General features: G+C 65.1%; 24 protein-coding genes and 2 pseudogenes. 16 read left to right on the forward strand and 10 right to left on the reverse strand.

Going from position 1 to position 22,878, the window contains the following annotated elements:
* Positions 1 to 77: 77 nt before the first annotated feature.
* On the reverse strand, positions 78 to 1,391 hold the full coding sequence (locus LVJ94_31245) for an erythromycin esterase family protein (GenBank protein WXB01382.1): 1,314 nt from the start codon (positions 1,389 to 1,391) through the stop codon (positions 78 to 80).
* Positions 1,392 to 1,460: 69 nt separating this feature from the next.
* Between LVJ94_31245 and LVJ94_31250 the strand changes: the two genes are divergently transcribed.
* From LVJ94_31250 to LVJ94_31260, 3 genes are all read left to right on the forward strand, one after another.
* Entirely contained in the window at positions 1,461 to 2,615 is a 1,155-nt protein-coding gene (locus LVJ94_31250; GenBank protein WXB01383.1) for a dipeptidase, read from the forward strand.
* Positions 2,616 to 3,156: 541 nt separating this feature from the next.
* Positions 3,157 to 3,591: an AraC family transcriptional regulator gene (locus LVJ94_31255; GenBank protein ID WXB01384.1), complete on the forward strand. Its 435-nt coding sequence runs from the start codon at positions 3,157 to 3,159 to the stop codon at positions 3,589 to 3,591.
* Between the two features lie 65 nt (positions 3,592 to 3,656).
* A complete protein-coding gene (locus LVJ94_31260; GenBank protein WXB01385.1) occupies positions 3,657 to 4,064 on the forward strand; it encodes a VOC family protein in 408 nt (135 codons plus the stop codon).
* A 4-nt stretch (positions 4,065 to 4,068) separates the two neighbouring features.
* Here LVJ94_31260 and LVJ94_31265 read toward each other — a convergent pair whose 3' ends face one another.
* Positions 4,069 to 5,553, reverse strand: coding sequence for a TIGR00366 family protein (locus LVJ94_31265; GenBank protein ID WXB01386.1), 1,485 nt, complete (start codon positions 5,551 to 5,553; stop codon positions 4,069 to 4,071).
* Positions 5,554 to 5,613: 60 nt separating this feature from the next.
* Here LVJ94_31265 and LVJ94_31270 point away from each other — a divergent pair.
* A pseudogene (locus tag LVJ94_31270) lies at positions 5,614 to 6,167 on the forward strand (nitrile hydratase subunit beta).
* Complete coding sequence (nthA, locus tag LVJ94_31275) at positions 6,164 to 6,772, forward strand: nitrile hydratase subunit alpha (protein WXB01387.1); 609 nt, start codon at positions 6,164 to 6,166, stop codon at positions 6,770 to 6,772. Before LVJ94_31270 ends, nthA begins: the two are co-directional and overlap by 4 nt.
* A gap of 1 nt (position 6,773) precedes the next feature.
* Here nthA and LVJ94_31280 read toward each other — a convergent pair.
* A pseudogene (locus LVJ94_31280) lies at positions 6,774 to 7,277 on the reverse strand (TetR/AcrR family transcriptional regulator).
* A gap of 316 nt (positions 7,278 to 7,593) precedes the next feature.
* Here LVJ94_31280 and LVJ94_31285 point away from each other — a divergent pair.
* Positions 7,594 to 8,658, forward strand: coding sequence for an SDR family oxidoreductase (locus LVJ94_31285; GenBank protein ID WXB01388.1), 1,065 nt, complete (start codon positions 7,594 to 7,596; stop codon positions 8,656 to 8,658).
* Here LVJ94_31285 and LVJ94_31290 read toward each other — a convergent pair.
* Positions 8,601 to 8,936 carry a hypothetical protein gene (locus LVJ94_31290; GenBank protein WXB01389.1) on the reverse strand — a complete coding sequence of 112 codons (336 nt, stop codon included), beginning with the start codon at positions 8,934 to 8,936 and terminating at the stop codon, positions 8,601 to 8,603. The two genes, LVJ94_31285 and LVJ94_31290, sit on opposite strands and share 58 nt — an antisense overlap.
* Before the next feature lie 35 nt (positions 8,937 to 8,971).
* A complete protein-coding gene (locus LVJ94_31295) occupies positions 8,972 to 10,246 on the reverse strand; it encodes a serine/threonine protein kinase (protein WXB01390.1) in 1,275 nt (424 codons plus the stop codon).
* 108 nt (positions 10,247 to 10,354) lie between these two features.
* Between LVJ94_31295 and LVJ94_31300 the strand changes: the two genes are divergently transcribed.
* From LVJ94_31300 to LVJ94_31310, 3 genes are all read left to right on the forward strand, one after another.
* The gene (locus tag LVJ94_31300) at positions 10,355 to 10,582 is read left to right on the forward strand and encodes a hypothetical protein (GenBank protein ID WXB01391.1); all 228 of its coding nucleotides are present in this window, start codon (positions 10,355 to 10,357) and stop codon (positions 10,580 to 10,582) included.
* A 127-nt stretch (positions 10,583 to 10,709) separates the two neighbouring features.
* On the forward strand, positions 10,710 to 11,378 hold the full coding sequence (locus LVJ94_31305; protein WXB01392.1) for a M12 family metallopeptidase: 669 nt from the start codon (positions 10,710 to 10,712) through the stop codon (positions 11,376 to 11,378).
* 314 nt (positions 11,379 to 11,692) lie between these two features.
* Positions 11,693 to 12,118: a hypothetical protein gene (locus tag LVJ94_31310; GenBank protein ID WXB01393.1), complete on the forward strand. Its 426-nt coding sequence runs from the start codon at positions 11,693 to 11,695 to the stop codon at positions 12,116 to 12,118.
* A gap of 39 nt (positions 12,119 to 12,157) precedes the next feature.
* Here the strand turns inward: LVJ94_31310 and LVJ94_31315 are convergent, their stop codons facing one another.
* On the reverse strand, positions 12,158 to 13,030 hold the full coding sequence (locus tag LVJ94_31315; GenBank protein ID WXB01394.1) for a pirin family protein: 873 nt from the start codon (positions 13,028 to 13,030) through the stop codon (positions 12,158 to 12,160).
* A 34-nt stretch (positions 13,031 to 13,064) separates the two neighbouring features.
* Between LVJ94_31315 and LVJ94_31320 the strand changes: the two genes are divergently transcribed.
* On the forward strand, positions 13,065 to 13,625 hold the full coding sequence (locus LVJ94_31320) for a gamma-glutamylcyclotransferase (GenBank protein WXB01395.1): 561 nt from the start codon (positions 13,065 to 13,067) through the stop codon (positions 13,623 to 13,625).
* 44 nt (positions 13,626 to 13,669) lie between these two features.
* Positions 13,670 to 15,922 (forward strand): M3 family metallopeptidase, encoded by a 2,253-nt coding sequence (locus LVJ94_31325; protein ID WXB01396.1) that lies wholly within the window; start codon positions 13,670 to 13,672, stop codon positions 15,920 to 15,922.
* 99 nt (positions 15,923 to 16,021) lie between these two features.
* On the opposite strand, the gene LVJ94_31330 is transcribed toward LVJ94_31325, so the two are convergent.
* Positions 16,022 to 16,555, reverse strand: coding sequence for a dihydrofolate reductase family protein (locus LVJ94_31330; GenBank protein ID WXB01397.1), 534 nt, complete (start codon positions 16,553 to 16,555; stop codon positions 16,022 to 16,024).
* Positions 16,556 to 16,631: 76 nt separating this feature from the next.
* Here LVJ94_31330 and LVJ94_31335 point away from each other — a divergent pair, with 76 nt between their 5' ends.
* Entirely contained in the window at positions 16,632 to 17,534 is a 903-nt protein-coding gene (locus tag LVJ94_31335; protein WXB01398.1) for a LysR family transcriptional regulator, read from the forward strand.
* 17 nt (positions 17,535 to 17,551) lie between these two features.
* A complete protein-coding gene (locus LVJ94_31340) occupies positions 17,552 to 18,109 on the forward strand; it encodes a YceI family protein (protein ID WXB01399.1) in 558 nt (185 codons plus the stop codon).
* Between the two features lie 4 nt (positions 18,110 to 18,113).
* Here LVJ94_31340 and LVJ94_31345 read toward each other — a convergent pair whose 3' ends face one another.
* The gene (locus LVJ94_31345; protein WXB01400.1) at positions 18,114 to 19,025 is read right to left on the reverse strand and encodes a LysR family transcriptional regulator; all 912 of its coding nucleotides are present in this window, start codon (positions 19,023 to 19,025) and stop codon (positions 18,114 to 18,116) included.
* 242 nt (positions 19,026 to 19,267) lie between these two features.
* Between LVJ94_31345 and LVJ94_31350 the strand changes: the two genes are divergently transcribed.
* On the forward strand, positions 19,268 to 20,086 hold the full coding sequence (locus LVJ94_31350; protein WXB01401.1) for a protocatechuate 3,4-dioxygenase: 819 nt from the start codon (positions 19,268 to 19,270) through the stop codon (positions 20,084 to 20,086).
* An 88-nt stretch (positions 20,087 to 20,174) separates the two neighbouring features.
* On the opposite strand, the gene LVJ94_31355 is transcribed toward LVJ94_31350, so the two are convergent.
* Together LVJ94_31355 and LVJ94_31360 are read right to left on the reverse strand one after the other, a co-directional pair.
* The gene (locus LVJ94_31355; protein WXB01402.1) at positions 20,175 to 20,612 is read right to left on the reverse strand and encodes an OsmC family protein; all 438 of its coding nucleotides are present in this window, start codon (positions 20,610 to 20,612) and stop codon (positions 20,175 to 20,177) included.
* 32 nt (positions 20,613 to 20,644) lie between these two features.
* On the reverse strand, positions 20,645 to 21,880 hold the full coding sequence (locus LVJ94_31360; GenBank protein WXB01403.1) for an acetyl-CoA C-acetyltransferase: 1,236 nt from the start codon (positions 21,878 to 21,880) through the stop codon (positions 20,645 to 20,647).
* Between the two features lie 91 nt (positions 21,881 to 21,971).
* On the opposite strand from LVJ94_31360, the gene LVJ94_31365 reads away from it, so the two are divergent.
* Both LVJ94_31365 and LVJ94_31370 read left to right on the forward strand, forming a co-directional pair.
* The gene (locus LVJ94_31365; GenBank protein ID WXB01404.1) at positions 21,972 to 22,475 is read left to right on the forward strand and encodes a hypothetical protein; all 504 of its coding nucleotides are present in this window, start codon (positions 21,972 to 21,974) and stop codon (positions 22,473 to 22,475) included.
* A complete protein-coding gene (locus tag LVJ94_31370) occupies positions 22,472 to 22,876 on the forward strand; it encodes a cyanoglobin (GenBank protein WXB01405.1) in 405 nt (134 codons plus the stop codon). Before LVJ94_31365 ends, LVJ94_31370 begins: the two co-directional genes overlap by 4 nt.
* The last annotated feature ends 2 nt before the right edge of the window (positions 22,877 to 22,878 follow it).

Raw genomic sequence — 22,878 nt, forward strand, 5'->3', positions numbered from 1 at the left:
CCTCGTCCGTCAGGGGAAATCGTGGGGTACGAAGCGCAACGGTTACGGTGCATTCCTCCCCGGTGGGGCGAGATGCCTTATTGCCCGATGTCCGTCATCGCCTCGGTGCGATCGAAGTAAAAGGCCGCGCCGAACGCGTTGCCGGGAACGTCTTTGGAGGTGCTCATCACGTACTCTTTGCCGGGCTCGAGAAAGCGTGGGGAGACGCGCTTCAAATCCACCAGCAAGTACGGCTCGCCAAACGCGTGCAGTTTGGCCTCGACGGATCCGGGCACGGGCGGCGGGTCCCATTCCGGATCGGGCCCCGCCCCGAGGAATCCAACCTCGTATCCCACCATGGCGATGGCCATGTAGTCGCGACCGAGCTCCTTTTTGAGCTGCGCCCCCATGGGAACGGCGCCATGCGGATCATGCCCCTCGGGCCCGTATACGGTGTGTTGCAGATGACCATTGTGCGCCCACACGATGGTCTTCGGACGGCCGTCCAGCTTCCATTGGTTGGCAATGGTGTAGGCCATGGACGTATCGCGCCCTTGGTACGATTCGAAGCTGCTCGGCCGGTAGAATTTCCGAGACTGCCACTGACGGAACGCCATGTGGGCGATGCGCGCAAGCCCCAGCGCGCGCTCCGACGTGCGCTTCACGATGTCGCATTCGTTCTCGTTCCAGTAGGCTTCGATGGCATCGAGCCCGCGATGGCACGAGTCCAACGATTCTTTCGGATACGGGAGATTCGCATAGTTATCGTTGTAGTCCTTTCGCGATACCGCCTTGATCGCGTCACAGGTCGAGAGCCCGGCGTAGAGAGCTTCCGCGTCGGCGGGCATGCCCTCGTGAAGAAATGCCTCCACCGCGATGTGGTCCGCCCAAGGCTCCCTCATGTCGAACCCCGTGAAACGCACGGGATCCTGCGGATGCTCGGTGTTCCATTGGCACATCCAGGTCACGATGTTGCGCATGCTCGTGCTGGTGAACGCCGGGTAGATGCTGCGGACGAGAACATCGGTGGGATCTCCCTGGCACGAGGCCAGATACGCGCTCAGAGGCTCTGCGCGCCACCGGGCGGTCTCCAGGGTCAGCACGCGAAAGCCCATTTCCTGGACCATGAACTTCACGAGGCGTTCTTGGAGCGCGTGGTACCCGCCGGACGCGTGCACGCTCTCCCCGAGGCCGACGACCGGCGTGGCCCCGACGATGACCCGCAGGCGCTGCAGATCCGTCGTGGGCAACGAAGGATCGATGCCCGCGAAACGATGGATGCCTCGCACGCCACCGACACCGCCTTCGAGTGCGGCCTCCGCGGAGGGAGCGTCCTCCGCCAGGTTGGCGCTATCTGCGCATCCAACGAGGGTCAAACCTGCGACGAGACCGATGACCGAGCGAATGGACATGGATGCCTCCAACGAATGATTCGAAATTCGGGCACGTCGCTTTTTGTTCTAGATTGCTGAAACCTTCGCATGTCCTCCGACCGATTCACACGCCGTGATTTCTCCCGCCTGACCGCCGCCTTGGCCCTCACCGGCTGCGCCAGCACGAATGCCCATGCGCAGGCCAATACCGCACGAAAGCCCCGCGGTCGCTTCGACGACGCCGTCATCGTCGATGCCCTGGGCACGATCGGCCGCGACGAGTGGTCGCCCAGCAAGGGAGACCCGCTCCTTGCCCAGGATCTGAACGACGCCGCGCGCTCCGGGGTCACGGCCATCAACGTCACGGTGGACGATCCCACCGAGGACGCGAACGTCTTCGACGGCACGACGAAGACCATCGCTACGTTCCAGCGCGAAATCGCGGCCCATCCCGACGTGCTCGCGGTGGTGCGCAACGCCGCCGAGCTGCGCGCCGCCAAGGCCTCGCGACGGATGGGGATCATCTTCGGCTTTCAGGGCTCCGCGGTGCTCGGGGCCAAGTTGGAACACTTCGACACGTTCCGCGGGCGCGGCGTGCGCATCATGCAACTTACGTACAACGTGCGGACGCTCCTGGGCGATGGCTGCCTCGAGCCCGGCAACGCCGGATTGAGCCTTTTGGGGCGCCAGGCCGTCGAGCGCATGAACGCCTCGCGGGTGCTCGTCGATTTGAGCCATTGCGGCCAGCGCACCACGGCCGAGGCCATCGAGGCGTCGAAGGGTCCCGTGGCCATCACGCACACCGGCTGCACGGCCCTGGCCAATCGCCCGCGCAACAAGCGCGACGAAGAGATGAAGCGATGCGCCGACAAAGGCGGCTTCGTGGGCATCTATTTCATGCCGTTTTTGCGGATGCAGGGTCAGTCCACATCGAGCGATGTCATCGCGCACCTCGAGCATGCCATCAACGTGGCCGGCGAAGACCACGTGGGCATCGGCAGCGACGGAACGATGTCGCCGATCGACCTCACGTCGGAGGCGTACATCCGCGAGCACCGCAAGTTCGTCGAGGAGCGCATCAAGAAGGGCATTGCTGCCCCCGGCGAGTCGGCCGACGTTTACAACTTGTGCCCGGATTTGAACACGCCCGAGCGCTTTCACACCCTCGGAGAGAAGCTTTTGGCGCGCGGTCACGGCGAGGCGCGGGTGCGGAAGCTGCTCGGGGGCAACTTCGCGCGTATCTTTGGCGAGGTTTGCGGTTAGTTGCTGGTTCTCGGAGAGAGACCGAGATGGATCTCGGTGCCACGGCGCAGAGCGTCCCCCCCGGCGGACGGGGTACAAACGGGTGCGTGATCACGCGCTCCGCGCAATCTCAGACGGTCTTCTTCTGGCCTTTCTCTCTGCCAGATAAAAATGAGGGGTAAGAAAGTTCCGGTAGATGCGAGCAGATTTTGTGCTGCTTCCCCAACGTGGATGTCGGCTACCGGTCCGCGCCCACAGCGCCTCCCGTCACCGCTCTACGTGTTGTTCCCGCTGGCTGGACCCCCGTAGGGGTGGCTCCGCGCGTCAACGGGCACGTGGAGGGCTGTTGCCTCCCACTCGAACCTTGTGGCAACCCATCATTCAAATCCGCGACCTTGCGGGCGCGGGGTCCGGAGCCCCGCGCACGAACGATCTGACCCGACGCATTGCCAACGGAGTGCCAACCCGATCGCACGGAAAAGTGGCCCCCTTGGGTGTGCTGCCCCTGTCCGGGACGAAACGGGCCCTGTCCCGGACACCCCCTAACCGCTAGAACGAAGGCATGGGCACCGAGCGACGCCTGGTCCGTACGGATACGTTTCGCGCCTTGTGCCGGGCGCGCGAGCTGATTCAGGACGCCTACGGCGAGACGCTCACCCTCGGGCAGATGGCCAAATGCGCCGGGTTTTCCCCGTACCACTTCTTGCGCGAGTTCAACCTGGCCTTCGGGATGACCCCGCGGCAGTACCTCACGCAGGTGCGCATCGATCGCGCCAAGGAGATGCTGGCGCGTTCGGGTGCGTCGGTCACCGATACCTGCTTCGAGATCGGCTTTTCCAGCGTGGGCTCGTTCAGCGCGCTGTTCTCGAAGCGCACGGGGCGGTCTCCCCTTCAGTACCACCGTGAGATCGCGCCGCTGGTTCAGGTACCGGCGGGCTTGGCGCGCGTCTACATTCCGTATTGCTTCTTTTCGCAGCTCGGCGGTCCGCTCGAATAGCAATTTCGAAGAAGCGACGGGGGCGGCGGCGGTGGTACCTCCTTGGTCAACACGGAGGGTTCATCATGATTCAACGATTGGGCATTGCGTCGGTGTACGTCCTCGACCAGGAGCGCGCGAAGGCTTTCTACACCGAGAAACTCGGCTTCGAGGCTCGCACCGACGTGACAATGGGCAACTTTCGCTGGCTTGAGGTCGGCCCCAAAGGGCAGCCCGATCTCTCGATCACGTTGATGGCCATCGAACCCGGTATGGCGTGGAGCAAGGAAACGGCCGATGCCGTGCGCGAGCTGGTGAAGAAGGGCACCTTCGGCTTTGGCGCCTTCCACACCGACGACTGCCGCAAGACGTACGAGGAGCTGAAAGCGCGCGGCGTCCAGTTCAAAGGCGAACCGCAAGAACGCCCCTACGGCATCGAAACCGTGCTCCAGGACGACTCGGGCAACTGGTTCGCCCTGGTGCAGCCGCGCTGACCCTTCAGGGGAACGGGAGCGTGCGCGCGAAGACCGTCACCAGGACGAGCACGACGGGGAAGCACGCGAGGAACATCGCAAAGGTGTACCCCATGATGTCGCGCGCACGCAGACCGAGGATGGCCAGGGTCGGCAGCATCCAGAAAGGCTGGAGCAGGTTGGCGCTGGCCTCGCCCAAGTCGTAGACGACCACCATCCAGCCCTGGTTCACGTGCAGCTGGTTCGCCGCGTCGATGACGTAAGGCGCCTCGATGAGCCATTTGCTGCCGCCGCTGGGAACGAAAATGCCCAATACGCACGAGTAAATGGCAATGAGCGGCGGGAAGAAGGTCTGATTCGATGCCGACACCAGCCAGTGGGCAATCGTTTTGGACAATCCGGTGTACGCGATCATGCCGAAGATGCCGCCGTAAAACGGATATTGCAAAAGCACGCCCGACGCCGCCGACGCACCTTGGCGAATGGCCGCCACCAGCGACAGCGGCCGCCAGTGGAGCGCGAGGGCGAGCATGAGAAGAATGAGGTTGATGGTGTTGAAGTCGAGCGCGTTCAGCGCGCTGCCGGTCGCACGCCCGAAGTGCCGCACCAAATACCAGAGGCCGAGCAGCGAGAGCAGAATGGCAAACAGCGGGCTATGCTCGAGCCAATCGCCCGGGCGCGTGCCCACCACCTTGGCATCCGCGCTTTCTTCGAGCAGCGGCTTGATGGTGATGCCCAAGTCCTCCGCGGTTTTCGCGCGGGACGGCGATGGCGACAAAAGGAGGGCCATGCCCACGCCGACGAGGAAGATGATGGCGGTGGACGCCATACCTTGCCAAAGGAAGATGGTGTCCGAGAGCGGAACCACCCCCGTCCCCCCGCGTGCCGAGGCAATGATCTTCTTCAGCGCGTCGGGGGTGGAGGCGGCACTGGCCATCTGCAGGGCGGCCGAGCCGGACAATCCTTGCGCCCACACGGTTCCCAGCCCGAGAAAGGCCATGGCGCCGAGGGCCCGGTAGTCCACTCCGCGCACCAGGCGCGCGATTTCGCGGGCGAGGATGGCGGTGAAGATGAGGCTGAAGGCCCAATTGAGGTAGCCGGAGATCATGGCCACCGCGGCGGTGAAGGCAATGGCGCCACGCGGCGTCTTTGGCACGAGGGCTAGCTTCGCAATCAAGCGCGCCACCGGCGGCGACACCGCGACGGCGTAGCCGCCGAGGATGATCATGGTCATCTGCAAGGTGAAGGTGACCAGCGCCCAGAAGCCTTTGCCCCAGGCATCGACCAGACCGAAGCCGGTCGTGGCCGTGGCAACATTCTCCGGCACTTGCGTCATGGGCTCCCCCGTGACGACGCCGGCGGCGAAGATGACGAACGTGCCCACCAGCACGAAGCCAAAGGCATCCGGCAGGTAGCGTTCGGTCCAGACGGTAAAGCGCTGGGCGAGCCGTGCGATGACGTTGTCTTGCTCAGCGTGCGCATCCCGATTCGAAGCTTGGTCCAGGGCCATGGCAGCTGAGCACCATATCATTCCCTTTCGCAATGAGGGGCCGGAGCGTAAGCTCGATGTGTGGAACGTCCGCACGATCTTGGAGGGCAGGAAGGGCTTGGCGCCATACCATTCGAGCACGCCGAGGCGGGCGAACCGCCGTTTCATCATGAATGGGAGGCGCGCGTTTTCGCGCTCAACCGATTGCTCCTGATGCAGGGCGTCTACAACTTGGACGAGTTCCGCTACGCGGTGGAACGAATGGATCCCGAGCAATATCGGTCGACGGGCTATTACGAGCGGTGGTTTTTGGCCATCGAGCGGCTGCTCGCCGAGAAGAAGGTGCTGCCATGAGCGTCCAGCGCTTTGCCGTCGGTCAACCCGTGAGAACACGGGCGGTGCGCACGAACGGGCACACACGCCTCCCACGCTATTTGGCGGAGCGGCGCGGCATCGTCGAACGGGTGCACGGCATCTACCCGCTGGCGGACGAGCGCGCGGAGGGTCGGGCCTGGGCCTCGCCGCAGGCGCTCTACACGGTGGTGTTCGAAGCGGGGGAGATTTGGGGCGAAGAGGCCTCCGGCTTCTGCGTCTCGGCGGAACTGTGGGACGCATACCTCGAGGTGTCATCGTGAGCGAACACCATGATCATGGGCACGCGCACGAAGGGAGCGCCACGATGGCGGAGCGTGTGCGCGGGTTGGTGGAGAGGCTCGAGAAGAAGGGCCTGGTGACCGACGCGCAGATCGAGCAGACGATCCACGCGTTTCTGGCGCACGCGGGCCCCTCGAACGGGGCGGCCCTGGTGGCACGCGCGTGGGTCGACCCTGCCTTCAAGGCGCGGCTGCTCGAGGACGCGAACGCAGCGCTCGACGAGCTGGGAATCGACATGTCGCATTGGGCACGGGTGACCTTGCGCGCCGCCGAGAACACGGAGCGCGTGCACAACGTCATCGTGTGCACCTTGTGCTCGTGCTACCCCATCGCGCTGCTCGGGCCTTCGCCGGCCTGGTACAAGAGCGCAGCCTACCGTGCGCGCGTCGTCCGCGATCCGCGCAGCGTCCTGGCCGAGTTCGGGGTGACCTTGGATCCAGGCATCGAGATCCGCGTTTGGGATAGCACCGCGGAGCTCCGCTACGTCGTCATTCCCCGCCGCCCCGCCGGCACGGAGGCCTTGAGCGAGGCCGAGCTCGCGGCCCTGGTCACGCGCGACGCCTTGATTGGAACGGCGCGGGTGTAGATCACGATTTGCCGGTGGCGATGGACACCATTTGGTCGACGACCATCTCGACGAAGTCGTCGTCCACGACGGAGAGCTTCTTCTCGAGCACCCCGTCATTCCAGAGCGAAACGATGCCGTGGCCCGCGCCCCACGCGATGACCGCACGGCGGTGAACCGTATCGGCATCGGCCTTCGGGGCGGCGGCATGAACGGCGGCGACGAGGCGGGCCAGGGCGGCATCGGCCGCCACGTGCACGCCCAGCGCGGGATCGGTGACCTTGACCTCGGGTAGGAACATCACGCGGTAGTGCGCCTGGCGCTCGCGCGCAAACTCGAGGTACGCGCGGGCGAGTGCGGCCACGCGCGCGCGCGCTTTTCGTGGCGGCATCGCGGAGACGGCGAGATCCATGCGCTCGCCGAGGGCGATGAAGCCTTCCTCGGCGACCGCGGCCAGGAGTTCCACCTTGTCGCGAAAATGATGGTACGGCGCCGCCGGCGTCACCCCTGCGCGCCGCGCCACCTCGCGAAGCGAGAGCGTCCCGAGCTCCCCTTCCTGGATCAGCGCGAGCGCCGCGTCCACCAGCGCGCGCCGCAAATCGCCGTGGTGGTAGCTCGATTTGGCCATGGGTTCCGGGGGTTAGCATAACCATCTGAACACCGTTTGGATTCTTCCTTGACACTGCCTAGGAGGGACCTTATCTGAACCGAGCGCAGACTGAGAAGTCGATGGCAGATGAGGCCTATGAGGGCCTCAGGGCCCGAATGAACATCATTCAGATCAATTCCTCTTTCTCGCCTCGCTGGCGTGGGAGGGGGCGAAAACTCCCCTGGAGATGACGATGAAAGCATTCGTGACCGGAGCGACGGGGCTCTTGGGAAACAACCTCGTGCGCGCGCTTCGCGCCGAGGGCCATGACGTGCGGGCGTTGGTGCGCTCGGCGGAAAAGGCTCGAACGTACCTGGGCGACACCGGCGCAGAGATCGTTCAAGGCGACATGGAAAACGTCGGTGCCTTCGCAGACGCCCTCGAGGGGTGCGACGTGGTGTTTCACACGGCCGCGTACTTTCGCGAGTACTACAGCGCGGGCGATCATTGGCCCAAGCTCGAGGCCATCAACGTGCACGGCACCTTGGCCCTCGCGCAGGCAGCGCGCACGCACGGCGTGCGGCGCTTCATCGACGTGAGCTCCTCGGGCACCATCGGACTGAAGCCCGACGGAAGCCCCGGCGACGAAAGCACACCGCCCGCGCCGCTCGCACGCGACAATCTGTATCTCAAGAGCAAAGTCGTCGTGATGGAGAAGCTCGTGCCGCTCGCCGCGAGCACCGGCCTCGACGTCGTGCAGGTCCTCCCGGGGTGGATGTTCGGGCCATGGGATGCCGCCCCCACCGGGGCCGGCCAACTCGTGCGCGACTTTCTCGCCGGCACGCTCCCGGCCATCCCTCCCGGCGGCACCAGCGTCGTCGACGCCCGCGACGTCGCCGTCGGCATGCTCCGCGCGGCGGAACGCGGACGCTCAGGGGAGCGCTACATCCTCGCCGGCGCCTTCGCGAGCTTGGCCGACATCCTCGAAACCTTGTCGCGCACCACGGGAACGCCCGGCCCGCGCATGCGCATCCCCTACCCCGTCGCGTGGACCTACGCCGCCGTGTCGCAAACGTGGGCCAAGCTCACCGGCGGGCAAACCTTGGTGACGCTTGCAGGCGTCCGCATGATGCAGGCGCGCTTGGCCGTCGATTCGAGCAAGGCCGAACGCGAGCTCGGATTCCGCGCGCGCCCGCTCGAGGAAACGCTGCGCGACGAGGTGGCCTGGTACCGCGCGCACGATGCAAAGGTCCAAGAGCCTCAGTCGTCCTTCTTGGACGAATCGGCCACGCGCAGAAAGAGCACGTCCCACCCTTGATGGATCCCGGACGGGATCTCGCGCCCGCCAGGAAACGTCGCTTCGAGCAGCGACACATCGGACATCTTGTCGACCTTGAGCCAGCGCCACTCGGGCAAGCCTCCCGAAGACGACTGGCCACCGATCTGGTACGCCAAAAGCTGCGCTTCGCCTTTTTTGAGCCCGTAATCGTGCGGCTCCACGATGCGCACCAGGCCGTTCAATTTGAGCTGCATGAGGCGGCGCTCCGTGATCGCCTGAAGAATCAGTCCATCGACTTCGCCCGACGTGACCGGCATGTGAGATCCCTTCCTTTCCTCTGCCTCGGCCTATGCTACTTGCGACTTCCCAATGGGTCGAAGGGAACCGAGGGCGCGCTCGGGATCGCAGGGCCCGAGGCGGCGGGAAGCTTCGCGGTGACGACCCGCGGTTTTGCTTTTGGCGCCGGAGGCGCTGGCTCCGCACCGGCAGGCGGTGGTTCTAGCGACGACGACGCGGTACTCGCGGGCGGGGCACCGGCGTCCTCGGTGCGTTCTTGGTGCACCGCGGCAGCCGGCGCCGCGTCGATGTGCGAGGGAGCGCGCCTGAACGCTGCCAAGGCAACCAACGCCGCCAAGGCCGCCACCCCGGCGAGCGCGGCAGGAAGCCATCGCCGTTTCGGCGGCGTTGGGGCGGCGGGCGCCGGGGTCGACGCGCACTCGCGGGCGACGCGCCCTTCGCGCTGCATGGCCCGCGCATCGGGCCAGCGGTCGACTTTTTCGAAGGCCAGGGCGCGATCCATCCACCGGCCAAGAGCCCCCGGAAGTGCCGGAAGCAGGGTGCACGCGCCGGGCACGGGCTTCGTCATCGCCAGGAGCAGCTCTTCGTTCAAGCTTCGGCCCTTGTGGAGGCACTCGCCCGACAAAAGCGTGAACAGCGTCGCCCCCACGGCCCACAGATCCGTCTGCGCATCGACCAGATCCCACAGGCCGCGGGCTTGCTCGGGCGCCATGTAGCCCGGGGTTCCCATGAACGCGCCGGTGAGCGTCACCTTGGGCGTCTGCGCCTCCTCCCGAAGGCCGGCGATGCCAAAATCGAGCACGCGCACCTGCCCATCGCGAAGGATGAAGACGTTGTCCGGCTTCAAATCGCGGTGGACGATGCCTTGGGCGTGCGCCGCCACGAGCACGTCCAGAATGGCGTCGATGATCCCGAGGGCCTCGTCGAGCGGCAGCACCCCACCGCGGCTCAATCGCAGATCTTCGAGCGAGGTGCCATCGAGCAGGTCCATCACCATGTAGACCGCACCGTCCTCGGACACGTCGTCGTCAAGAACGGAGAGGGCGCCCGGATGTCCGACGCGGTTGGCCAAATAGCCTTCGCGTCGAAAGCGGGTGAGCAGCGCGGGCCGCTCGCGAAGCTCGCCGTGGAGCATCTTGATGGCCGCGCGTTTTCCGTTGCGATGCGTCGCGGCATACACGACCGCCATGCCACCGACCCCCAGCATCGCATCGAGGTGCCACTTGCCGTTGAGCGTGGTCCCCAATCGAGCGCGAGCACGCGCTTCGCCGGCCCACCCGCTGGGCAGGCTCGGTTCGGCCCGAGCTGCTTCGTCCGCGTTGGCTGCCATGGACGCCCCGTTTTTACGCGGTGTCGCGACAACTTCCCCCCGCCCGGCGGAAAAAGATGCGGCCCGTCTCCGCCGCACCGGGTCGCGTGTTCTGCTACATGGAGAGCCATGATGATGCCGCGCTACGTCGATCGCTCCTTCGCCAAAATGGTCGCCTACAAGCGGATCATCACTGGCACGCTCGGCATCATCAGTGGCGGGATCATCACGTTCGTGGGCTACACGCAGGAGCGCGCGTTCTCCCCCATGTTCGGCATCGCCATCGTGATCTTCATCGGCGGCGGCGGGTGGGCGTTGCGCGATGGCTTGCGACTTCGACGCGAACTCTCCTCCTAGTTGGAGAAAGTTTCACAGTACACACAAACTGCGCGTGAACATGCAGCGCACCATTGTCGCGCGGAATAGCGATCTGATACCTCTTTAGGGGAAACCCCAACGACCCCGACTACGGAGGTTCAGAAGTATGACTATTTTGGCCCGATCACGCTGGCCTGCAGCGTGGTTCGTCTTTTTTGCGCTAGGCGCATGCAGCGCGATGGCTTGTGGAGTCGATTCGAGCAGCGAGTCCGGATACTTCCCTATCGGCGAGACGGGAGAGCCCACGAAAATCGAATATTCCGTCAAAGACGGCCTCGCCCTTTACGAAGGGGATATTCTGTTGGGCACTCCCGCAACGCAAGTTGCTCCGCGCATTGCGGGCTGGCTCGATGCCGACATCGTGCGCACCCCACCCGCACCTGCGACCAAGTACCGCTGGCCGGACAAGATCATTCCCTACAGCATCGACCCCGGGCTGGGCGATCGCACCCGGATCACGCGCGCCATCGAGCAATGGGAGACCAAAACGTCGCTGGTCTTCGTGGCCCGCACACCGGCCAACGCGGCGACATATCCCGATTACGTCGTATTTCGTAGTGGGAAAGGTTGCCATTCGAGCGTAGGTCGAAGTGGCGGAGTGCAATATGTAAGTTTGTCCAGCCACTGTACGACGGCCAATACGATTCATGAAATCGGTCATGCCGTCGGGTTGTGGCATTCATCCCAGGACGACACGTCCATCATGCGCGAGGGCGGCCAGCGCGAGACGCTGGGCGCAGGCGACATCGACGTGGTCAAGCGGCTCTATCCATGAGACGCGCGTTCCCGGCCCCTCTCGCCCGCTCGTGGCCGCGGCCTGCGGTTCATTGGGCGGTGGGGGGCCGGCCCGCTCCATCGCGTCGCGGTACCTGAGGCCATCGCGCCCACGGCTCGGCCAATCGCTGGACAATGTTGAGTGAAATCGACGTGCTCGGAAACGGATCCGTCATTCGGGAAATCGACATTGCGACATCGCAGAGCTCATACATCCTTTGATGGAGTGATTCGCCTCCCCGCCCATTGACGCCAGCCACACGGCGAGAGACCCTAACGTCGATCCAGCTAAGCCGGACGGGGGGATTCGTCGACGTGCAGCCGAAGAACCGCGCAGTTTTTTCCCAGCACTATAGTGCCAGCGACGCCATCGTCTTCGTGAGCTACCCGCCCGGCTTCCACCTGGCGACCCGCCGCGAGATCATGGACATGTTCGACCAGGTCGTCGAATTCTGGCAAGCCAAGTGCCGCAACCGCAAAGTCTACTACGTCGTCGACTATACGAACTACACGTCGAACCTGTCCGAAAACGACTTCTACGTCACCCAGGTCAAGCGCGTCATCGACCAATGCGCCATCACCATCGTCCGCTTCGGCGGCGATCCCCTCACGCGCACCGGCTCCCGCCTCCGCGGCATGAAGCTCCACGTCCCGACGAACCTCTACGCCACGAAAGACGAAGCCCTCGCCATCGTCCACGCCCTCCGCGAAGGCCGCCTCTCGATGGGCCAAAGCAGCTAAATCGAAGCCGCCCCGCCCCCAAAAGGGCGTGAGCAGGGGTCACTCGGGCAGGGGGATGAACTCTTCGCTGTCGCCGGGGACGACGGGGAACGAGCGGGCGCGCCATTCGCGTTTGGCTTGCTCGATGCGCTCGCGGGAGCTCGATACGAAGTTCCATTCGATGTGGCGAGGGCCGTCGACGCAGTCGCCTCCGAGAAGCATGACGCGGCTCTCTTCCTCGGCGTGGAGCACCGACTTTTCACCCGGGGAGAAGACCACCATCGACTCGGGGCCCACGCGAACATCGCCCACGCGGACGGCGCCCGAAACGATGTACGCGGCCGCTTCCTCGTACGCGAAGTCCATCGGAAGCGACGACCCCGCGGCGAGACGCGCGTCGCCGTAGAAGAGACGCGAGCGTGTCTTCACCGGCGACGAGGCTCCGTAGAACGAGCCCACGAGCACGCGAACGGTCGCGCCTCCCTCCTTCACGTCGGCAAACACCTCCGCGGGGTAATGCTGAAAGTCCGGCGCGCACTCCTCGTCCTCGGTTCGCAAGGCAATCCACACCTGCAAACCATGGAGACGCATCCCTCCGTTTCGCATGGCAGCCGGGGTGCGCTCGGAGTGCACGATCCCGCGGCCCGCGGTCATCCAGTTGATGGCCCCCGGGGTAATCTCCTGGTCCGAGCCGAGGCTGTCGCGGTGACGAATGCGACCCTCCAGCAAATACGTCATCGTCGCGAGCCCGATGTGCGGGTGGGGGCGGACGTCCATCCCTCGCCCCGGTTCGAACTGGGCAGGTCCCATATGGTCCACGAAGACGTAGGGCCCGATGTGCCGGCGCTGCACGTAGGGCAGGATGCGGCGGACGTCGAAGTCACCGATGTCCCGCACGCGCCCGGTGATGATGCGCTCGACTTCCTTGGCCATGGGATCCATATTGCCGCACCGGTGTCCTAAACCCGTGTGGATTTTCGCTTACGGATCGCTGATTTTTCGCCCCTCGTTCGATTACCTCGAACAGCGTCGCGCCTTCGTTGCGGGCTGGACGCGGCGCTTTTGGCAAGGCTCGCCGGACCATCGCGGCACACCCGAAACACCGGGCCGCGTCGTCACCCTCGTCGCCGACGAGCACGCATGGTGCGGAGGGGCCGCGTTCCGCATCGACCCGGCGCAGGGCGAAGCCGTGCTCGCCATGCTCGATGCGCGCGAGCAAGCTGGCTTCGAGCGCCACCGCCTCGCGCTGTGGGACTCCCCGAACGCCACGAGCCCCTTTGCAGACGGGCTCACCTACGTCGCGTCCACCGCGAATCCGCATTTTCTGGGCCCCCTCGACGAAGCGGCCATTGCAGCCTGGATCGCGCGCAGCCGCGGCCCCAGCGGGCCCAATTCGGACTACGCGCGAAACCTCCACGACGCGCTGCATGCGCTGGGTATCGACGATCCCCACGTCCGCACCATCGCGCAGCTCCTCGGCCGCCTCAGCGCTGCCCCGCCGTCCGCCCTTCCCGACCCGGCAAGCTAGCGATACAGTACGCTCCCATTATTTTCCCCAGGAGTATTTCGTCGATGCGAAACGCCATCTTCCTCGGTGCGGGTGCGGTTGCCGTTCCTCTCGTCATGTCGGCTTCGACCTTCGTGTCAGGGTGTGCTTCCGGACCGCAGGACACGCATGTCGCTGCGTCGAACGCGCCGCCGCCTCCCTCCAACCCTCCGCCGGCGCCCCCGCCCGATGCCAATGCGAGCAACCCGCTCCTGGCCAAGTGGACCGGCCCTTACGGCGGCGTGCCTCCCTTCGCCAAGGTGAAGGTCGAGCAGTTCAAGCCCGCCCTCGAGGCCGCGATGGATGAAGACCGCCGCGAGATCGCCGCTATCGTCAACGACCCCGCGCCGGCGAGCTTCGAGAACACCATCGCCGCCATGGAAGATGCCGGCCGCGCCCTCAACCGCGTGCAGTCGATCTTCGGCGTGTGGTCCTCCACCATGAACGGCGCCGAGTTCCAAAAGATCGAACTCGAGATGGCCCCCAAGCTCGCCGCGTTCACCGACGAGATCACCCAGAACGAGAAACTCTGGAAGCGCATCGAGGCCGTCTACAACTCGCCCGACAAGGCCAAGCTCACCCCCGAGCAGCAGCGCCTCGTGTGGCGCACGTACAATAACTTTGCGCGTCAGGGCGCGAAGCTCGATGCCACCTCGAAGAAGCGCCTCTCGGAGGTCAACCAGCGCCTGGCATCGCTCTACACCACGTTCAGCCAGAACGTGCTCTCCGACGAGGAAACCTACGCGGTCATCCTCGAGAGCGAAGCCGATCTCGCCGGCCTGCCCGACTCATTCAAATCCGTCGCCGCCAAGGCGGCCGAGGGGCGCGGTCAAAAGGGCAAGTGGGCCATCACCAACACGCGCTCCTCGGTGGAGCCGTTCCTCACGGATTCCACGCGCGACGACTTGCGCGAGAAGGTGTGGAAGAACTTCGTCAACCGCGGCGACAACGGCGACGCGCACGACAACAACAAGATCATCTCCGAGATCCTCAAGCTGCGCGCCGAGCGCGCCAAGCTCCTCGGATATGCCACCCACGCCCATTGGCGCGTGGAAGACCAAATGGCCAAAACCCCCGAGCGCGCCGTTGCGCTCATGGAGGCCATGTGGACGCCGGCCGTCGCCCGCGTGAAGCAGGAAGTCGCCGACATGCAGGCCATCGCCGACAAGACGGCCAAGGGCCCGAAGCGCAAAATCGCCCCCTGGGACTACCGCTTCTACGCCGAGAAGGTCCGCAAGGCGAAGTACGACCTCGACGAGAACGAGGTGAAGCCGTACCTCCAACTGGAGAAGCTCCGCGAGGGCATGTTCTGGGTCGCGGGCGAGCTTTTCGGCTTCTCCTTCACCCAGGTGACCGACGTGGAGGTCTACCACCCCGACGTCCGCGTCTGGGAGGTGAAGGACAAGAAGAGCGGCAAGCGCGTGGGCCTCTGGTATTTCGACCCGTACGCGCGCGCGGGCAAACACTCCGGCGCATGGATGAATGAATACCGCCCGCAGGAGCGCTTCAAGGGCGACGTCACCACCATCGTCAGCAACAATGCCAACTTCGTGAAGGGCAAAGACGGCGAGCCCATTCTCATCAGCTGGACCGACGCCCGCACGCTCTTCCACGAATTCGGCCATGCCCTGCACGGACTGAGCTCCAACGTCACCTACCCGTCCCTCGCCGGCACCAACGTGGCACGCGACTACGTCGAATTCCCCTCGCAGCTGCTCGAGCACTGGGTCGAAACGCCCGAAGTGCTCAACAAGTTCGCGCTGCACTACAAAACGGGGCAGCCACTTCCGCACGACCTGGTCGTCAAGATCCAGAAGGCGGCGACGTTCAACAACGGCTTCAACACCGTCGAGTACCTCTCGAGCGCGCTCATCGACATGAAGCTGCACCTCGCCGGCAGCAAAGACATCGACCCCGACGCCTTCGAGCGCGAGACGCTCAAGTCCATGGGCATGCCCGAGCAAATCGTCATGCGCCACCGCACGCCGCAATTCAGCCACGTCTTCGCGGGCGACGGTTACTCCGCCGGCTACTACAGCTACCTCTGGTCCGACACCCTCACCGCCGACGCCTACGAAGCCTTCACCGAAGGCAAAGGCCCCTACGATCCCGCCGTCGCCGAGCGCCTGCGCAAGAACGTCTTCTCGGTGGGCGACACCATCGACCCCGCCGACGGCTACCGCGCCTTCCGCGGCCACGACGCCGACATCGCCCCGCTGATGCGCAAACGCGGCTTCGCCAAGCCCGCCGCCCCCGCGCAAAAGAAGAAGCCGAGCTAATTCGGTTTCCACCCAAAGAAGGAAGGAAAAGAGAGAGGGAAGCTGCCCACCCCGGGCTTGCTTTCCTCTCTCTTGCGGCTTTCCGCCGCAAGCCCCGCGCTACCAGGTGTCCACGGAGCCTAGCGCGTAGCGAAGTCGGATCAGGCCTCCGCCGAGTGACGTGTGCTCGATCAATGTCGCTTCTCGGCGCTCGCCGCGCGAAAGTGTGATCTTGCGCCCTTCGTCTTCGAACGATGGGGTGACGACGACGATGACCTCGTCCACGAGGCCGGCCGAGAGGAACGCATTGTGGGTACGCTCGCCGCCGACGACGAGGGCCGTTTGGTGTCCGCGCCCACGAAGGAGCGCGAGTGCGGCGCGTGCGTCGGGGGCGGTCTGCGCCGGAGCGCCGGGGGGCAAGGCCAAGGTGCTCGACACGACAACGATGTCGATACCGTCCATCGACGCGCTCTGCGGCCGACGCGAGGCGTTTTCCTGGAACTCGAGAAATGTCTGCCTCCCGACGATGAAGTTACCGTGCTCCCGTGCATGCGCGGCGAAGTCGGCCGTGGCTTCGGGCTTCGGAGGGTGGCGCTGGGAGGAGCGAGCGTAGTTTCCGTTGGCGGAGAGGGCGGCCCAAAGGATCGTTTTCATACGCCACAACATGGCGTCGCGCTGCATTTCGCTCAATTGCTGTACAATGAGACTCAGTGATCCATAATTGATCCAAATGCTCGACACCGAAGAGCTGCTCGTTTTCTCGCGGATCGTGGCGACGCAGTCCCTTGCGCGCGCCGCGCTCGAACTCCGGCTGCCGCGCGCCACGGTCAGCCGCCGCCTCTCCGGGCTGGAGGCGAAGCTCGGTGTCCGCCTCCTCCGGCGCACCACACGGTCCATGGCGCTCACGGACGCGGGCCGCGAGCTCCTGCGCCATGCCCACGCCGTCGTCGACGCCGCCATCGCGGCCGAGGCCAGCGTCCGGCGCCGCGAAGACGACATTCGAGGCGACGTGCGCGTCTCCATCAGCCGTGCAAGCGCAACCGCGCTCGCGAACGTGCTGGCAGACTTCAATGTTGCCCACCCGGCCGTGCGCCTCCTCGTGCACGTGTCCGATCGCAGCGTCGACCTCCAGCGCGACGACATCGACGTCGCCATCCGGGGAAGCGCGAAGATCGCCCCCGGACTCGTCGCTCGCCGCCTCACGCCAGCGCGCCTCGTTGCCGCGGCCGCACCGAGCTACCTCGCACGCAACGGCACGCCGACATCGCTGCGCGATCTGAAGGAGCATCACTGCCTCCTCGGGCTCGACGAGCGGATGAAGCCTCGGACTCACTGGCCTGCAGGAAAGCGCAAGGTCACCGTGCGCGGAATGGTCCATTCCGACGATCCGCACCTGCTCACACAACTCTGTGTACGCGGACTCGGGATCGCGCTGCTGCCGGACCGACTCATCGACGAGCACATCCGGCGCGGCGATCTGGTCATCGTGCTCGCCGAGCAACTCCGCGTCGAAGGCGCCATCTTTCTCGTCTACGCGGAGCGCACGTTGATGCCCCCGCAGCTCCGCGCGTTCGTCGACTGGATCCGCGCTCGCGCTCCGGCGGTCCTGCGGACTCGCGCGGAATCCGCCTGAAATGTTACCCTACGTCCATGGCCGAACCTGGGCAGCGCCACCGGATAGGTCCCGAGCATGGCCGGCTGATCGTGCGCACATCGCGGCAAGGCCTTGCCGCACACGCGGGGCATGACCTCACGATCGAGGTGACCCGCTGGCGCGGCGAAGTGCTCCTCGCCGAGGATCGGGCGGCGAGCTCCGTGTCGGTCACGGTGGAAACGGAGTCGCTGCGCGTTCTCGAGGGCGTCGGTGGACTCAAGCCGCTGTCCGAACGCGACAAGCGCGAGATCGAGGCCACGGCGCAGCGATTGCTCGACGTGCGGAATCACCCCGAGCTCCATTTCGTCTCCACCGAGATCGTATTCAACGCGTCGGGCGCCGTGATCGATGGGACGTTGACCTTGCTCGGTCGAGCGCGCCGGCTGCGCCTCGACGTCACCTCGCGCGGGAACGGGAGCTACCGCGGCACCGGCACAGTGCTGCAATCCGAATACGGCATCAAGCCCTACACGGCATTCTTCGGAGCATTGAAGCTCGCCGATGCGGTGGTGGTGGAAGCCGACGTCGAGTTTACGACGAGCGCCGCCCCATAACGAATTAGGCGCGCTGCGCCCAGGCGAGGGTCCCGACCCATTCTTTCATGCATTGCAGGAAAACGCGCACGCGCGCCGGCACCTGCTGACGGTGCGCATAGATGACGTAAACACCGATGTCTTCGGTGGGGTAATTGTCCAGCATGGTGACGAGATGGCCATTGGCAATGTCGTCGGCGACGACGGAATAGGGCATCATGGCCAGCCCCATCCCCGCCAGAAGCACACGGTGCAGGGCCAAAACGTTGTCGGTCACCAGGCGCACCGGCTCCCGAATGGGCACGTTGGACGGCTCGAGGAATGGCCACGTGCCTCCCTCTTTCAGCGTCAACGAGAGAAGGCAATCGTGCTCGGCGAGCTCCCACGGCGTGGACGCTATTCCACGTGACATGGCATACGCAGGCGCAGCGCATACGACGAGCCGGTCCGTCGCAATGCGCACGGACACCAGGCTCGAGTCGCGAAGGTTGCGCGCAAATCGAATGGCGACATCGAAGCCCTCCGACAGGATATCCACATTGCGATCCGACAACGATAGCTCGACCCGCACCCCCGGATAGAGACGCGTGAACTTGGGAATCATGTCCCCGAGCTGGAACGTGCCAAAGCCCACCGGAGCCGTGACACGAATCGAGCCGACCGGCTCGGAGGCCCCTGCCACGTGCATGGCCTCGTCGGCGTGCGAAATCATCCCCGCGCACTGCGCGTACAATCGCGAACCTTCCGAGGTGAGCGACAATCGGCGGGTGGTGCGGTGCAGAAGGCGCACCCCCATGCGCGCTTCGAGCCCGGAGACCCGTGCGCTCACCACCGACTTGGACAAGCCCAATTTTTGGGCCGCCGCCGTAAACGTTTTCGTATCGACGACGCAGGCAAACACGGCCATCGACACCAAGTCATCGAGCGATGCGGACATCGATTGTGCCTTCTCGCCGAACAGTCTTGTCGAGGCGAGGCGGCTAATCAAGTCCGGCTGCGAGTGCTAATCCTGCGACGCCCACAATTCGTGACGGCCCATCCCCTGGAATCATCGCCTCGTGAGGCGAATGTTACAGGTCAACGGCCGCGTTCCCGTGTTGGTTTGATAACCAGGAGCAACGTGCAATGTCCAAAAATTCAATTCGTAACACGTCGACATATGCGCTTTCACGCCGGCAAATGATGCACAAACTCGGTTCGACCCTGGCGGTGGCCCCCTTCGCAAAGATCTTGCTTGCATGCGATTCGCCAGACGCGCCGGACCTGTCTGCCGCGACGGAAGCGAGCGACGAGATGCTGACCGGCGGGTGGGCAACCGGCGGCACGGCATCGATGCGAGGTCCCTACCCGGACCCGTTCGAAGATAGCCTCGATGCGCCGTGCGTCCTCTCGTGCCGGGACCAGTTGGGGCCATGCTATGCACCGTCGCGCAGAATCAAGGATGTGAGCGATGGGAAGCCGGGGCTGCCGGTGCATCTCACCTTTCTCGTCATGGACGAGAGTTGCAAGCCCATTCAAGGCGCCGATATCGATATATGGCATACGTCGTTCGACGGGCTCTATTCGGGCAACCGCGGGGCGCCCGGTCACGAAGGGCAATGGAATCTGAGCATTTGCAACCCGGACCGGGTGGCCGAGGCGATGCGCAGCTCGTGGTTCCGCGGCACGCAGACCAGCGACGCCACGGGACGCATCGTGTTCGAAACCTGCTACCCCGGGTGGTACAGTTTGCGGACGATTCACATTCACGGCGTCGTGCGAATCGGAACCACAGAGTCGCTGACGACCCAATTCTACTTCGACGACGCGCTCAACGACGAGATCATGAAGTTGTCACCGTACAATTCGCGTGGCCCTCGCGGCGGTCTACGAAACAGCCAAGAAGGCGGCACCGCCATGGATGCGAGCTATCGTCTGGCGATCAGTCGAATGTCCGACGGGTCATTGCTCGCTTCGAAGCGGTTGATCGTTCGGCGCACGGGAAAGAACACCTGCTGAGGATCTCGCCCCGTGACGCCGTTCCGAGATCCAGAATGACGACGACGCGGGCGACGGATTCACCGTCGCCCGCGTGCCGTCCTCCGAATCAGCTGACCAATTTCGCGGTCAACGTGATCGGCGTCGCGGAGAGTGCCTTGGAGATGGGGCAGTTCTTCTTCGCGGCCTCCGCGAGCTGTTGGAACTTCGCCTGGTCGATGCCAGGGATGTTCGCCTCGAGCTCCAACGCGATGTTCGTGATGGCGAAACCTTCGCCCACCTTGTTCAAGTCCACGTTGGCGACGACGCGGAGCTCTTTGGGGGCGTGCCCGGCGTCGCTCAGCGCGAACGAGAGGGCCATGGCGTAGCAGCCGGAGTGGGCGGCGGCGATGAGCTCCTCGGGGTTGGTACCCGCCTTGCCGTCTTCGCTTTGGAAGCGCGTTTTGAACGAGTACGGCTGATCGCGGAATGCTCCGCTTTGCGTCGTGAGTGCGCCCTCGCCTTGTAGACCGTTGCCCTTCCAGACTGCCGTGCTCTTTCGAATCATGGTGGTCTCCTCTGGTTCGCGTGTTCGGTCGCTTAGACGCGCTCGAGGATCGTGGCGATGCCCTGACCGCCGCCGACGCACATCGTGATGAGCGCGGTGGCCTTTCCACTTCGTTCGAGCTCGTCGAGCGCCGTGCCGAAGAGCATAGCGCCGGTCGCGCCCAAAGGATGCCCTAGTGCAATGGCTCCGCCGTTGACATTCACACGGTCCTGCTCGATGCCGAGCGCCCGCGTCACCTGAAGCACGACGCCGGCGAAGGCCTCGTTGATTTCCCAAAGGTCGATGTCGCGCGCGGTCATGCCCGCGCGGCGTAGAGCTTTCTCGCTCGCCGGGGCGGGCGCGGTGAGCATCAACACGGGCTCGCTTCCGATGGTGGCCATCGCCCGAATGCGGGCACGCGGCTTGATGCCGTGCTCGCGCACGTACCGCTCCGACGCGAGCGCGACGGCGGCGGCGCCATCGACGATGCCGCTCGAGTTGCCTGCAGTATGCACATGATGGATCGCCTTCGCCGCCGGGTACGCCGCGAGCGCGATCTGGTCCAACGTCTCGCCGTTCGGCCCCACGGCGGCCTCGCCCATGCCGACGAACGACGGCTTCAGCGCCGCAAGCCCCTCGGCCGTCGTGTCGGGCCGCGGGAACTCGTCGCGCTCGAGCACCACCGCACCGGATGCGGGATCGCGCACCTTGAACAGCGACTTGCCAAAGCGCGCTTCCTCGATGGCCTGCGCCGCGTTCTTCTGCGAGCGCAGCGCCACGGCGTCGACCTCCTCCCGCGAAAAGCCCTCGAGCGTGGCGATCAAATCGGCGCTGATGCCCTGCGGAACCTGGAACAGGCGCTTGCGCAGCTGCGTGTTGTTCCCGTCCTGCCCGGCGCCGTCGGCCCCCATGGGCACGCGCGACATGCTCTCCACGCCGCCCGCGATGGCCAGATCCATCGCGCCGGACGCGACCGCCATGGCACCGAAATGGATCGCCTGCAGCCCCGACGCGCAAAACCGATTGAGCGATACCGCCGACACTTCGTTCGGCCAGGCCGCGGCCAATACGGCGTTGCGCGCAATGTTGGCGCCCTGTTCGCCGACTTGGGAGACACACCCGGCGATGACGTCGTCGACGTCGCGGGCCTCGAAGGCGCCGCGGCGTTCGAGCTCCTTCAGGACCTGTGCGAGCAGCTCCTGCGGATGAATTCCCGTAAGCGCTCCCTTGCCCAGTTTGCCTCGCCCGCGCGGGGTTCGAACGGCATCGATGACGTAGCTCGTGCTCATGGCGGTCCTTTCGTGCACTCGTATTATGACCATAATATTATGTCGACACTTCGTACCGTCAAGGCTCGCCGTCTGTGGCATGTTCACGGCGATGGCCCTTTCCGAAGAAGCATTTTCCGCCGTGGTCGAAGGCGGGTGCGACGCGTGCTCGAGTAAAAAGCTGACCATCGAAGCGCTGGTGGCGCAGAAGCTTCCGCTGCTCGGCGGGGAGGTCTACGGCGCGCCGTCGTGGGGTTACAAAGGCGAAGACTTGGTGCGGGGCACGTTTCTCATTGCCTGCGCCGGCTGCAAGAAGGAGCTGTTCTCGGCCACCGCGTGCCCGCGCTGCCAAGCCAGCGGGGGCGTCGAGCGCGCGCTCGAGCAGGAGAACGCGTTCCCGCTCCCCGCGAGCTGCGGCCAATGCGGTAGCGAGCGGCTCAGCGCCATGGCCTTCGTCCCCGCCACCGTGGTCTACGAAGGCAAGCGCGCCAACAAGGCGCGCACGCACGTCGCGCCCGAGGACGCGGGCTTCCACGCGTACCGCGTCGAGTGCCTCGATTGCCGCGCCCTCGAGGAGCGGCGCAACCCCTGCCCCCTTTGCGCGGGACCGGCATGATCGACGCCAAGCGCACACCGTTCGAGGTGCTCGGAGGGCAAGAGGCGGCCATCGCCCTGGCGAAGCGCTTTTACGATCACATGGACGAGCACGAGCCCGAGCTCGTCGCGGTGCATCGTCGGGACGAATCGGGCCGCGTCGCCGCGGTGGTGCGCGAGCACTTCACCGCCTTCCTCGTGGAATGGCTCGGCGGCCCGCCGATGTACTCCCCCGTCCACGGCCACCCGCGTCTTCGCATGCGGCACATGCACGTGCCCATTGGCCTTCAACTGCGCGACGCGTGGCTTCGCTGCATGACCGCCGCCCTCGCTGACCCCAGCATCGACCCGGAGGTGCGCGACTACCTCACGCGCCGCTTCGGCGAGGTGGCCGACTTCCTGCGCAACCGCCCCGAGACGTAAAG

Source organism: Sorangiineae bacterium MSr11367 (assembly GCA_037157805.1).
GTDB classification, from domain to species: domain Bacteria; phylum Myxococcota_A; class Polyangia; order Polyangiales; family Polyangiaceae; genus Pendulispora; species Pendulispora rubella.